This is a genomic window from Nostoc sp. (genome assembly GCF_036917615.1).
Classification (GTDB): Bacteria; Cyanobacteriota; Cyanobacteriia; order Cyanobacteriales; family Nostocaceae; genus Nostoc.
In genome coordinates this window covers 110901-122508 of sequence record NZ_JBALCZ010000061.1, presented here as the reverse complement: position 1 = coordinate 122508, position 11608 = coordinate 110901, and the positions used below count along the sequence as shown (strand labels likewise).

At 41.6% G+C, this 11608-nt stretch carries 15 protein-coding genes; 7 read left to right on the top strand and 8 right to left on the bottom strand.

Going from position 1 to position 11608, the window contains the following annotated elements; translation table 11 throughout:
* Positions 1–136 precede the first annotated feature (136 nt).
* Complete coding sequence (locus tag V7K85_RS21940; protein ID WP_442940607.1) at positions 137–385, top strand: DUF6985 domain-containing protein; 249 nt, start codon at positions 137–139, stop codon at positions 383–385.
* Between the two features lie 203 nt (positions 386–588).
* On the opposite strand, the gene V7K85_RS21935 is transcribed toward V7K85_RS21940, so the two are convergent.
* Both V7K85_RS21935 and V7K85_RS21930 read right to left on the bottom strand, forming a co-directional pair.
* A complete protein-coding gene (locus tag V7K85_RS21935; RefSeq protein WP_334816520.1) occupies positions 589–1026 on the bottom strand; it encodes a helix-turn-helix domain-containing protein in 438 nt (145 codons plus the stop codon).
* A gap of 212 nt (positions 1027–1238) precedes the next feature.
* Entirely contained in the window at positions 1239–1370 is a 132-nt protein-coding gene (locus tag V7K85_RS21930) for a hypothetical protein (protein WP_334816518.1), read from the bottom strand.
* A 1030-nt stretch (positions 1371–2400) separates the two neighbouring features.
* Between V7K85_RS21930 and V7K85_RS21925 the strand changes: the two genes are divergently transcribed.
* Positions 2401–2721, top strand: a complete 321-nt coding sequence (locus V7K85_RS21925) for a hypothetical protein (protein ID WP_334816516.1) — start codon at positions 2401–2403, stop codon at positions 2719–2721.
* A 493-nt stretch (positions 2722–3214) separates the two neighbouring features.
* Complete coding sequence (locus tag V7K85_RS21920) at positions 3215–3439, top strand: hypothetical protein (RefSeq protein WP_334816514.1); 225 nt, start codon at positions 3215–3217, stop codon at positions 3437–3439.
* A gap of 230 nt (positions 3440–3669) precedes the next feature.
* Here V7K85_RS21920 and V7K85_RS21915 read toward each other — a convergent pair whose 3' ends face one another.
* Together V7K85_RS21915 and V7K85_RS21910 are read right to left on the bottom strand one after the other, a co-directional pair.
* Positions 3670–3876 (bottom strand): hypothetical protein, encoded by a 207-nt coding sequence (locus tag V7K85_RS21915; protein ID WP_334816512.1) that lies wholly within the window; start codon positions 3874–3876, stop codon positions 3670–3672.
* On the bottom strand, positions 3877–4140 hold the full coding sequence (locus tag V7K85_RS21910; RefSeq protein ID WP_334816510.1) for a hypothetical protein: 264 nt from the start codon (positions 4138–4140) through the stop codon (positions 3877–3879).
* A gap of 881 nt (positions 4141–5021) precedes the next feature.
* Between V7K85_RS21910 and V7K85_RS21905 the strand changes: the two genes are divergently transcribed.
* The 3 genes from V7K85_RS21905 (at position 5022) to modD (ending at position 8289) form a co-directional block, all read left to right on the top strand.
* Positions 5022–6041 (top strand): FecCD family ABC transporter permease, encoded by a 1020-nt coding sequence (locus V7K85_RS21905; protein WP_334816508.1) that lies wholly within the window; start codon positions 5022–5024, stop codon positions 6039–6041.
* Positions 6038–7078: a FecCD family ABC transporter permease gene (locus V7K85_RS21900; protein ID WP_334816506.1), complete on the top strand. Its 1041-nt coding sequence runs from the start codon at positions 6038–6040 to the stop codon at positions 7076–7078. The genes V7K85_RS21905 and V7K85_RS21900 overlap by 4 nt, the downstream gene beginning before the upstream one ends.
* A gap of 359 nt (positions 7079–7437) precedes the next feature.
* Positions 7438–8289, top strand: a complete 852-nt coding sequence (gene modD / locus V7K85_RS21895; protein WP_334816504.1) for a ModD protein — start codon at positions 7438–7440, stop codon at positions 8287–8289.
* A 614-nt stretch (positions 8290–8903) separates the two neighbouring features.
* Here the strand turns inward: modD and V7K85_RS21890 are convergent.
* From V7K85_RS21890 to V7K85_RS21880, 3 genes are all read right to left on the bottom strand, one after another.
* Positions 8904–9194 (bottom strand): TonB-dependent receptor domain-containing protein, encoded by a 291-nt coding sequence (locus V7K85_RS21890; protein ID WP_334816616.1) that lies wholly within the window; start codon positions 9192–9194, stop codon positions 8904–8906.
* 10 nt (positions 9195–9204) lie between these two features.
* A complete protein-coding gene (locus tag V7K85_RS21885) occupies positions 9205–9330 on the bottom strand; it encodes a hypothetical protein (RefSeq protein WP_334816502.1) in 126 nt (41 codons plus the stop codon).
* A gap of 187 nt (positions 9331–9517) precedes the next feature.
* A complete protein-coding gene (locus tag V7K85_RS21880) occupies positions 9518–9712 on the bottom strand; it encodes a hypothetical protein (protein ID WP_334816500.1) in 195 nt (64 codons plus the stop codon).
* 653 nt (positions 9713–10365) lie between these two features.
* Here V7K85_RS21880 and V7K85_RS21875 point away from each other — a divergent pair.
* Positions 10366–10575, top strand: coding sequence for a TOBE domain-containing protein (locus tag V7K85_RS21875; protein WP_334736160.1), 210 nt, complete (start codon positions 10366–10368; stop codon positions 10573–10575).
* 369 nt (positions 10576–10944) lie between these two features.
* Here V7K85_RS21875 and V7K85_RS21870 read toward each other — a convergent pair whose 3' ends face one another.
* Positions 10945–11571, bottom strand: a complete 627-nt coding sequence (locus V7K85_RS21870) for a hypothetical protein (protein ID WP_334816498.1) — start codon at positions 11569–11571, stop codon at positions 10945–10947.
* Between the last annotated feature and the right edge of the window lie 37 nt (positions 11572–11608).

The following is an 11608-nucleotide window of genomic DNA, read 5'->3' as shown; positions in this document are numbered from 1 at the left end:
AATGTGGTAGTGCAGGTTGAAGTTTAACTTTGGAGTTGCGACATCAGATCCGCCAAGTCAGAAATTAACGTACCAATTTGCGTGGATTTTGAACAGGGGCAGATAGGGGAACTCTCATCGCTAAGGGCGTGAAGCTATTCGGCAAGCTCTAGCCTTGCCAAGCGATGTGTTAAGCATCACTGCGCCTCTGGTGCTGCAAAATTATAATGTATATCGTGAGATGATAGGGGATGAGGAAATGCCGCAGCTGGCTAATCCCATTCAGGTTTGGGATGAGGTGACTTTCTCATATATCTATGTGCCGCCCCACGTTGAGTATGACCTGCATATTCCTACTTTTAAGTTGATAGCTGAGTGTGACTGGGAGCCAGAACACGGCTATTAAGTGCGCTTTCGCAATGGAGTAGCAGACGATGCAGAAAAGACGAGGTGAAACAGGACGGTAAAATATACCCATGCGTAGGCATAGCCCGTCGTAGACATCGCTCAAGCTCTCAACTAACAATTTTTCTTATACCAATTTAATGTGAAGCTGCATAGAAAAGAGCTTCTAGAATAAAGTTATAATAAGAGATAGATATTACCTCTTCAAGTGTAAGTTGGTCGAATATTTATTGGATGCAATCGCGTAAAGTTTGTAAAGAAGAGAAAAGTTGATTTTTGAGTGGTTTCTTGAGGAACTGCCAAAGCCATTTTTCCAGAAAGTTTGTGGCTTTGAGGACGAGGCACTTTTAGCTTTGCTCCTAATCGATATCGAACCCAGGCATAAACTGTTGCATACTCTATATCTTGTCCATGTTCTTCTTTTAACCACTCAACTATTGCACCATAGCTACTAAAGCCTTTTTCTGTTTTTAACTCCTCCTCAAATGCTGCGTAGTTTACCGCCGTAGGCATCGCAGCATCATCGATTTTCCGTTTTGCTCCTGGTGCTTTTTTGATTTCTAATAAGCCTGATATCCCATCATTTCTGTACTTCTGCAACCATCTCGTGACCGGACCGTTGAAGTATCTTTTGCCAAGCATTTTCCGATTTCTTGCTGCTCCTTAACCTGCCCGCTTTTGATCCACCACAGCATAATAAGCTTTTCTTTCTGGTTTCCTAAATTGGCTGTTTGTAGACGTTTTTAAGTTCTTCTTCGCTCTCTGCGATTTTAATCTTAAAAGGGCAGCTCATGGTTATTTTAATTTATCGAGTTGGTTTTCTCTATTAGTCTGTCAAGAAAATTAACTCCAAGTTACAATGCTCGATGAATTGTGGCGATCGCCTCAATTTCATCACGACCACTATAGAACTCAGACATTCCCATGCAATCAAGTCCGATAGTTGAAACTTCTAACCCAAGTTTCCCTAGCTTTCTAGTTTTCATAGAATAATCTCCTAGTCAGTAATTGGTCAAATAAAATCAAGTCTTTCACCATTATCCCTTTATTGATCAGCAAGTCATCTATTATTAGAGGTATGTCTTGATACAAGTAGGTTGAAAGATTTAAAAATCAATATTGTGTGGGTACTTCACATTCATTTTACCAGCCGTGTTAAGACAGCTTTCTTGTAAAGTAATTTAATTGGTAGCAGTGCGATGCCTACGCACTCATTCAAAGAGGAAAACAGGGGAGCGATGCCGTACCCCTACAAGACAAGCAAGCTACGCGGAGCGTCTCCAAGAGTTGGCGGGCGAATACGCCATTGCAGATTTACTATGTGTTTTCTAGTACCTGGAGTTTAGACTAATGCAGGGCAAAATGACCCAGCAGCGCGATCGCTGACAAGCTAAACGTCTCAAATTCCAAAATCGATATAGTCAAGCTGAGTTTTCTGGTTATTTTTTCCGTTTAGGAGTATCTTTTTTAACTACTTAATAACAAATTATACGCAGACGTGGTTCTCCAGTAGGCCAGGAGACTTTCCACGGGTTTTGGGTAGGTGTACCAATCGTGCCGAAAACTGCACCTATCGCTTGAGCAAGCCAACAAGAGGGTCAACTTGGACTGTTTCTTCTGCCAAACATCTGAAAATCCAAGTTTTTCTAACTTATCAATCCCAATTTTGAGACTCATGGAAGTTTTCTAACTTGTAACGGGAAAACTAAGGTTATATCCTTGAGCAGAAAATCATATGAGTCAAGAATGCTTCAACAAAAATACCCTAATTGGGAAAACACCTGAACACGCTCTGAGTTTATTAGAAGGAACAAAGTACTGTTTCTTAGGATTAGTCACAGAGAGGACTAAGTATCTAGCACCAAAAACAAATCTGGAAAACCCTACAGTCTATGCTGTAATCACAAATGGATTAATAAGTGAGATTGTATCGACTCTGAATCAAGAGAACTTCCAATAGCCAAATTTCCCCCGTTTCTACTCATGCCTTTCCACCACACAAGGGAGGGCTTTTTTATGACATACTTGCATACATTTTATACTCATATACAAAATTACCGTCAGATTGACCTACATTTACAAATCTGGTCGCTCACCCAGATGATACAAATTTTACCCTACCGCGTCAGCACACTCTCAGAAATAACCAATGGTGAGATGTGGGAAGGGTGGCACAGCATTCGGATTCGGGAACAAGCCCTACAAGATGCAAGCGATCGCCCCTTTGGGCACTGTTCACTTCCCGCTCTTTTCAACCCTCGCCTCAACGGCAAACTATCGCTGCTGCACCTAAAACTAAGTCTGACTTTTCCCGTTATCTTTTTTGGCATAAGCTAGCTTTGACCCAAACAGGCGATCGCCGGAAGTTAAAATATTAATCAAAGTTGCTAGTTACTCTTTTAGGCGATCGTTTGAGGTCACTTAAGTAATAAAACGAACTTGTCAAACAGTTTGCCCAAAACGGCTTTGATCTACTAATCACAGCCACTGGATCAAGCATTTAGGTTGCCTTGCACTGTTGTTTACTGCCCCTTTGCTCCCTTTAAGTTTTAGCCAGTATCTGACGCATGGGCAGTTCCTCTATCCGTTTGAGTACGCCCACGGCGGGACGAACGCTCCGTGAATTGCTATACATTGCCTTCTGCTCTGTACGCTTTGGCATCAGGTTACAGCACATGGTATTATCCGAGTGGACAAGTAGAGATGCTCGTTCTAAGTGACTCAAAGGGATCACTAAACTTTACGTGATTTCAATAATAGCTAGAAATAAACTTTAACACTTCCAAGGCATCTGATTCTAATCAAAACACTCAACTAAATAGTTATTTATATGAGCCACCACTCGTTTCATGACGAAATCAGCCTAGCAGAAAAAACAGAAGATTTGGCAAGAAAAGCAATGAAGTTGGGACTAATTCCTTCATTTGTTGTTCATCACTTTCCTGACAGCTGGGTATTCTATATCCCTGATCAAAATACTTCACCCCCTCTTACACCAGAAGAGGCGTATCTGAAATTGAAAAAATTAATTGAATCTTCTGCATCCTCAGTATAAATCCAGCCATATTTATCATGGAAGAATTACGTAGAATTTAAAATCTACAATTTATTTCAGTATGCATTCTTTACCAGAGCGATCGCACATTCGCTGATTTAATTGACCAAAAGTAGGGTGCACGGTGTGGGGGGAGAAGCGGTAGGGAAGTATTGGTAGAGATGCGATCGCTATTTTATGTTTTGAGGGCTTTGCGATGCATATTTGTTCCCCACAGTGTACCAAGATTTCTACAGCTTGGTCACCGAAAACTGTAATTTTGTAACATATAACTCATGATCTTGCTCCTGCCCAGACTCGATGTAGGACTCTCGGTTTGAATCGACAATCTGATAGTCGTTGGCTTCAATCCACTGCAAAACTGCTGCGTAGGCTGAAGTGAGCGTTTTGTAGTGACTGTGATGAATAAATGTACCCAAGGCATGCGCCCAAATCAACTAAGAAACTTTCGATTGCTGCCATAGAATAAGTTTTAATTGAGAACAGTAGCAAGCCCTATTAATGATTTGGTCTTCGTTTTCAGCTATCCAATCATAAATTTGTACAGCTTTTGCTAATGCCACTTGTTCTGAACGATAAAGCCGAGGGGTAGGGCAGTAGGCTTGGCCATTGATATGTATAGCTGCAATCTGCCAATAATCGCTCTCTGGTACAACTTCTAAAAACCCGTTACTGTAAGGCTCGATTATTCCTATGTTCATCTACAACCATCAAATTTTCAACGAAGGGCACAACAAAGCTGATGCCAGCCAATCCTTGCAAGTTTTTGCTGGAATCACCAGGGAATGCAGTAGCAACCCCCACTAATCATTTTGTATTTGTGGTCAATGGAAATCTGAATTATTGGTCACTTTTTGGCTAGTTGTCTTAGTGCTAGTTTGGGCTTGATGGTCAAGCAATTTTGGATTTTAGATTTTAGATTAAAAAATTGAAGCATAGCAATCAAGTCAGACGATGCAGGCTCGCTAGCCGAAGTGGGCAAGTCAATTAATGCAAGGATTTTGGATTAAAGAATTATTCTCGCGTTTAAATTCGCTTGCTCTCAAACCTTTTTAAATAATGGAACGCAAGAATCTTCTTTTCCATTATCCAAAATTTAAAATCTAAAATTCGGTGATCGGTCAATCGTCTTTGCTTCACCAAAACAGCAAACTAACACTAGACATCTGGGAAAATTAATTATGCGTTGACTCAAACCCTTGTAGAGACGCGAAATTTCGCGTCTCTACATTGTTTTCTGGAAATGTCTACTCAGTAAAAATGCTCTGTAGGTAAGTGCCATTGTTGCATATTTGCATTACTTAAGCTTCATGTTGTGTTTTGGCAATCTAGTGTTAACTATCTCGCGGTAAGTCCCGCACTGAATTTTGTACTCGGAATCAGTGGCTGGATCTAGCTTCCTAGCGGGCACTATATCAAAAAATTTTCCCTTTTGCAAGTAAATTTGCAACACGTGTGATATTCTTGCTATGTGCTGAGTGCCATACCGTAACAACCTTTTATCTTTTTTCAGTCTTTTAATGTTGCAGATAATGTTGCAGAAAAACTAGAAAAGTCGGACTCCGCCAATTCCTGATTACTCATGAACGCAACCACTACCAATCCACAAAAATACTATACTCGTATCCTGAGCGTAGCTATAGCAATTTTATTACTTTTACTGGGCATATTTGCCAGCATTGCCTACGGTGCTGCTGACATTTCCATTGCCAAAATACTTACTGCCTTTACCAACTTTGATGACTCCACTGAACACATAATTATCCGCTCGATGCGCCTACCGCGTACACTGATTGCAAGTATGGTCGGTGCTAGTTTGGCTGTAGCCGGGGCGTTAATGCAAGGACTGACTCAAAATCCCTTAGCTGCGCCTGGTATCTTAGGGATCAACGCAGGCGCAGCCTTAGCAGTGGTAGTAATGGTCTTTGGTTTGGGTACATCAACACCCGCCCTGATTACTCTTGTAGCATTTCTAGGAGCATTGTTAGCAGCGATCGCAGTTTATTCCCTCGGTTCTCTGGGACAAGGGGGTGCAACACCACTGAACTTGACTGTTGCTGGTGCAGTTCTAACTGCCTTGCTATCTTCAATTACCACAGGTGTACTGATTTTGAGTTCGCGCACTTTTGAAGAAGTCCGCTTCTGGCTAGCAGGTTCTTTAGCCGGACGAGATTTCAATTTATTTCTGACTGTCCTGCCCTGGATGATAGTAGGGTTATTAACAGCTTTTGCCTTGAGTAGACAGATCAATGTCCTCAGCTTAGGAGAATCGGTAGCCACAGGCTTAGGTCAGCAAACAGGTTGGATCAAGTTGGTAACAGCATCGAGCGTTGTCATATTAGCCGGGAGTGCTGTAGCATTAGCAGGGCCTATAGGCTTTGTTGGTCTGGTGGTTCCCCATCTGGCACGGGGAGTAATCGGTGTTGATTATCGTTGGGTATTGCCTTGTGCAGCTGTATTTGGTGCAGATTTAGTAGTATGGTCAGATTTAGCAGCCCGTTGGTTAATTAGACCCCAAGAATTGCCTGTTGGTGTGATGACAGCAATGTTAGGAGCGCCGTTTTTGTTGTATCTAGTGCGTTGGCGGGTGAAGAGAGGATGACAACAATTCCAAATTCCCAATTTAAAATTCCAAATTCAATACTCGGCAACCAGCCTGTAACTAGAGTATTGTTGCTGCTGCTATTACTCACCCTCGCTGTCTTGGGGATCAGTCTTAGTTTGGGAGATTATCCTGTGCCGCCAGCAGATATAGGGACAGCTGTTCTTGGTTTACCAACAATAGATCCAGAATCTCCCTTTGTTGTTGTTACCTTGCGTTTACCTAGAGTGTTAATCTCCTGGTTGGTAGGAGTCGGCTTGGCAGTTGCTGGTTCAATTTTACAAGGATTGACACGTAATCCCTTAGCTGACCCTGGCATCGTTGGAGTAAATGCAGGTGCAGCCTTAGCAGCGGTGACTTTGATTGTATTATTCCCAACTGTACCCAGTTTCTATTTGCCCCTAGCTGCCTTTGGTGGTGCTTTTGTTGTTGCCTGTCTCATCTACTTGCTAGCTGGTACAGGAGAAAAATCACCTCTGCGTTTAGTCTTGGTAGGAGTAGCACTCGCAGCAATTATCGGAGCTTTCACTACTTTGATGCTAACTTTTGGTCAAATCAACGATGTCACTAGAGCGCTGGTGTGGCTGGCGGGTAGTGTTGCTGGTAAAAGTTGGGAGCAAGTCTGGCAACTGCTACCTTGGATAGTCGTCTTTGTTCCCTTAGCTTTACTGCTGGCGCGGGAACTTGATACTCTGCAACTGGGTGATGCTGTAGCTAAAGGACTCGGTAGCCGGGTTACATGGCAAAGGAGCAAATTATTGTTAGTGAGTGTAGCACTAGCTGGGTCAAGTGTGGCGATCGCCGGGACAATTGGCTTCGTTGGATTAATGGCTCCTCATTTGGCACGTAGACTTGTTGGGTCAATACATAAAAATTTACTACCAGTCGCCGCCTTAATCGGGGGATTATTGGTAGCAACAGCAGATTTTTTGGGTAGGACTTTATTTTCTCCGACAGAATTACCCTGTGGTTTGCTGACTGCTGCTTTGGGAGCGCCTTATTTTATCTATTTAATGTATCAAAGACGGCGACGATGAGTAGACGAAAAATAAATTGGGCGTTGCTGAACCCAGGTACATTTTAGGCTGCTAGAAGGATAAGCTAAACATTGCTATTCTGAGCAAGATATTCTTCCTTAAGGAATATTCTGCATTTTTGCTGTACTAATTACCTGAAAATTTCACATAATATTTGTTTGTGTTAAATATAGACTATTTCAGTAATTGAGCAAGTAATTGAATAGCTACTAAAGGACACAGGAGATTATAAAATTATTTTTTTACCAACTATTTGGGATAATAGTAGTGATTATTACAAATCCTGCAACTGAATGAGATTAGGTTTAGTGTAAATCTTGGTTGAGCTTATATATCTGTAAGCTGATCACAAAAGTAAAATGAGTGTTTTCTTTTCAGATGAGGCGATCGCTAGGTTAATTCAGGAAGATGTTCCCTACCTAGATTTGACAACCTACGGACTTGGCATTGGCAAGCAACCCGGTAAAATTGAGTTTTCTACCCGTCATCCGATGACCATTTGCGCTACTGAAGAAGCAGCCAGAGTATTAAAATATTGTGGTGCTGAAGTTCATTATCAAGTGGAAAGTGGTACAGTCTGCCAGGAAAAGCAAATAATTCTTCAAGCTAGTGGCACTGCTCAAGCTTTGCACAGTGGCTGGAGAGTTGCTTTAAATTTGATGGAATATACTTCTGGCATTGCTTCGCGTACCAGAGTATTAGTAGATACTGCCAAAACAGTGAATCAGTCTGTTTCTATTGTGACTACTCGTAAATGTTTTCCAGGTACTAGAGCGCTTTCCATCAAAGCAATTTTAGCTGGCGGGGGCTTTTTTCATCGCTTAGGATTATCCGAAACAGTTCTGATATTTAACCAACACCTGATATTCCTGGGAGGTATAGCTGGGCTAATTGAGTGCATGAATGAACTACGACAACAGTTTCAGGAACAACGTATTTGCGTTGAAGTAGATACACCAACAGATGCCTGGATGGTTGCTCAAGCAGGTGTAGACTTAATTCAGTTTGATAAAATTCCCCTACCAGACCTTAAGCCTCTGGTTTTGAAGTTGAAGCAGCAGTATCCGAACTTAAAACTAGCAGCGGCTGGTGGTATTACCTCTGAAAATATAAAGGATTATGCTAGCACTGGTGTAGATATTTTAGTCACAAGTTCACCGTACTTTGGTAAACCGTGCGATATTGCAGTCAAAATGACGATGGCACAGTAATGCATTTTTAATTTAGTAATATCCTGATCCTTAGTAATCAGGCTGTGGCACAACTAACAAAAGTCATTTGCTGTTAATTCCCGAAACTCTTGCTGCGGATAGCTTTGATATAGCTTATCACTCACTTTTTTTGACAAAAGCTTCTGTGATAGTTCTATTGAGCGTAGACGCTCAAGCGGCGAGTCAAGAGACATCGCAATTGTTAATTTTTGCTTGATAGCGATGCCTGCGATTTGTACTGAGCGGACTTGTACTGAGCTTGTCCTGAGCGGCGTCGTTGGCGCACTTGTGCTGAGCATAGCCGAAGTAGCCTCTCGTAGAGAAGGGCGCAGCCGAAGTATTGCCTTGAGCGTTCCTTGCGCGTCTGGTAGAGTTGCCGACTTGTGCCGAGCGTCCCTTGCGCGTCTCGTAGAGAAGCCGAGGTAAAGGAATCGAAGTAGCTTTGTCGTACCACTTCCCTACGGGACGCTCCGCGAACGTGGAAGCAAGCTAGCAAGAGCGTCTGGTAGAGTTGTGCCGGCTGCGCCTACGCCTTGAGTATATGAGAGGGTAAGCGCAATTATAGTAAGCCTTCTACCCTGGTGACATCTCACCCGTAAGCCAACAAGTTATGATCAAAACTGCCACGAAATCGTTGCTTGCACCGTCAACGGCTCACCGTAAAAAATGCCTGTTGGACCATCGGAAGCTTCAAAATAATCGATATCGAACAGATTTCTAAAATTAAGAGCGGCGCGAAAGCGATCGCGCTTGTAAAAAATTGCCGCATCCGTCCGAAAATAGCTGGGGAGTTGAAAGGTATTGCTTAAATCGCCTTCCCGCTCTCCTGTAAAGAACAAGCCCACGCCAGCGCCAAAGCCTTTCCAGGAACCGCGTTGAATTTCATAGCTTGTCCAAAAGTTAATCGCATTTCGCTCACTTTAGAAGCGGTTCGGAATTAAATTTAGTAGCGATCGCCACCGTCAAGAAGTTGATATATTCGATGGAGAGTGTGTAAGCCCTTTGTAGATGCTCGCTCACTTCTGTGCGATCGCCCCACATGCCAAAAACGTTCTTGGTAGTTGCCCGAATTCAATCAACGACTGCCCAAATTCAATCAACGACTGCCCGAATTCAATCAACGACTGCCCGAATTCAATCAACGACTGCCCGAATTCAATCAACGACTGTCTGAATTTAATCAACGACTGTCTGAATTTAATATAGGAACTTAGCAAATTTGCTTTTATTAAACACCAAAGCGATGGCTTTGCCATCGCCTGCCGTTGGATGCCCAAAGGGCTGTAGGGCGATCGCAAGAATTGAACTGATACAAAGCGTAGACGCTGACTCGGCGTTCAAATGGTTCTGATGAGTTTTGCTGGCTATTTTTGGCAGCTTCTGCCCACCATTCATCCCATTCTGGTGTGGGGGTAATGGTCATAGTAGAGGGTAATAATTAATCAAGTTAGGGGTTATTAAGATTAATTATCACTATTTTCTTGACCCCACACAAGTTATACCAATTCGTAATACTCATCAAGACGCGAGAAGCCAGCTACGTAATTAAGACATACTCTACAAAGCTTGTGCAATACTTGCCTCAAAATTTTTAAGCTCTGAATTTGGGCAACTTACTGTTGATAGTGGCAAAATAATACCAACTATTTAAGAAGGAACCAAGCTTTTTGTTAATAAAACTTTGACAAACAGAATTTATTATATAATCAAGCGAATAAGCGGCAAGAGCTATCATTACTGCTTATTTGCTTGATTAGGTAATTAGACATGAAATATCGTCTATTTTATTTGGTTTTTTTTGGCTATAGTTTACCACTTTAAAGAGCGATCGCCCTATGTCATTGTTAGAAAGCATTACTTTGCAGTAGTGTATCACCAAAAACAGTTTTTAATGAATGCTCTGCCAAGCTTTGACTATTCCACTATCGACTTTTTCGCCATATTCTAATCCCAGTCTGATATCTAAGTTCTTCTGTAAGGCAGAAGATAGCATCCCACTAAATGAGGATAATCCAACAATCTGAGATTTGTTAGTATTATCAAGTAAATTATCTTCTAACTAAGGAGAATCAAAATATGGAAGTTAGCGCTCGTAATTCCTTAAAAGGAACTATTAAGAAAATTCACCCAGGAGCAGTTAATTCTGAGATCATATTAGAAATTGTGGCTGGCGTGGAAATAACTGCAATTATTACCAAAGAGTCGGTAGAACATCTCCAACTTCAAGAGGGAAAACAAGCGATCGCTGTGATTAAAGCGTCAGATGTCATAATTGCTACAGAATAGCCCCAAATGAGTCAATAAGTTGTGGCGATCCGCTTATAGAGCGATCGCTACGATTATCCAACTATTTTGGTAAAAATTGTCGAGGACTCCAAAAAATAAATGACTCTTCAGTATCTGCTAATAGCGCGAAATTTTTAAGCTGAGGAGTTTTAATGCAGTTGCTAAAGAACTCGTTAGTAAAGTAACCTGTCAATGGAGCAAATTGCTAGCGAGTATAGCAATAGGAGGAGTTTCCAATGTGTAAGTAATCACCATCTGCCACTACACATTTTATTCGATTATTACTTGATTACTTGAAGCATCGTTCTATTCCTCTGTTTTGTTAATTCACACCGCAATCAGGAACGCCAGAGTTTACTAAACAAAAACCTAAGATTCTGGTAGCCAAAAACAAGTCTGTAGATGCAAACGGTGTTGAGTTGCATTAAGAGAAATAGGAGACACCATGTGCCAAGAGCGATCGCAACGGACAATAGCAACTGAATATTGCGGCAAGGGTGGAACTTCTTGAATTACAGAAGTAGTCTGATTATCTTTAAGGACTTGAAAATACCCTCCCCACTCTGGGTTCCATCCTTCATTGAAATAGAAAAGTTGAGTTACATGTTTACGTGGGATATCTGTATGAGGACGGTTCCAAAATCCTAAATCATGTCGTGTTAAATAAATTGTTAGTGAATGGTTTTTCAAATCCAAATTAGTAAGATGCTCCATCGCCTCTCGATAATCAGGAGTGAGAAGTTGTTCAATCAATTTTTGCCAACTAAGACTCAGATCCTTGATATCTTGTAGACCTTTGTACTTGCTTTCATCCAGAATGCAGCGTGCAAAAAACCTGTAGTCATTATATGTATATTCCGGGTATCCATCTGGCTCAAAGTCTCTAGCATAATATTCTTTATAGTTTGTAGTAGAAAAACTATTTGCTAGTTCAGATTGTACTGAAGTGTCAAGCAAGTTTTCAAACACAATCCATTTATAAGGAATTGACTGCATAGTTGCATTACTAATTGCACTCAAGTTCAACATGATC

Excerpts from the sequence above, each read along its gene's own strand:
- V7K85_RS21925 (WP_334816516.1), top strand. The coding sequence starts at position 2,401 with ATGACATACTTGCATACATTTTATACTCATATACAAAATTACCGTCAG.
- V7K85_RS21885 (WP_334816502.1), bottom strand. The coding sequence starts at position 9,330 with ATGTGGGGCGATCGCACAGAAGTGAGCGAGCATCTACAAAGGGCTTAC.
- V7K85_RS21920 (WP_334816514.1), top strand. The coding sequence starts at position 3,215 with ATGAGCCACCACTCGTTTCATGACGAAATCAGCCTAGCAGAAAAAACA.
- V7K85_RS21870 (WP_334816498.1), bottom strand. The coding sequence starts at position 11,571 with ATGCAGTCAATTCCTTATAAATGGATTGTGTTTGAAAACTTGCTTGAC.
- V7K85_RS21910 (WP_334816510.1), bottom strand. The coding sequence starts at position 4,140 with ATGAACATAGGAATAATCGAGCCTTACAGTAACGGGTTTTTAGAAGTT.
- V7K85_RS21900 (WP_334816506.1), top strand. The coding sequence starts at position 6,038 with ATGACAACAATTCCAAATTCCCAATTTAAAATTCCAAATTCAATACTC.
- V7K85_RS21905 (WP_334816508.1), top strand. The coding sequence starts at position 5,022 with ATGAACGCAACCACTACCAATCCACAAAAATACTATACTCGTATCCTG.
- V7K85_RS21930 (WP_334816518.1), bottom strand. The coding sequence starts at position 1,370 with ATGAAAACTAGAAAGCTAGGGAAACTTGGGTTAGAAGTTTCAACTATC.
- V7K85_RS21880 (WP_334816500.1), bottom strand. The coding sequence starts at position 9,712 with ATGACCATTACCCCCACACCAGAATGGGATGAATGGTGGGCAGAAGCT.
- modD (WP_334816504.1), top strand. The coding sequence starts at position 7,438 with ATGAGTGTTTTCTTTTCAGATGAGGCGATCGCTAGGTTAATTCAGGAA.
- V7K85_RS21935 (WP_334816520.1), bottom strand. The coding sequence starts at position 1,026 with ATGCTTGGCAAAAGATACTTCAACGGTCCGGTCACGAGATGGTTGCAG.
- V7K85_RS21875 (WP_334736160.1), top strand. The coding sequence starts at position 10,366 with ATGGAAGTTAGCGCTCGTAATTCCTTAAAAGGAACTATTAAGAAAATT.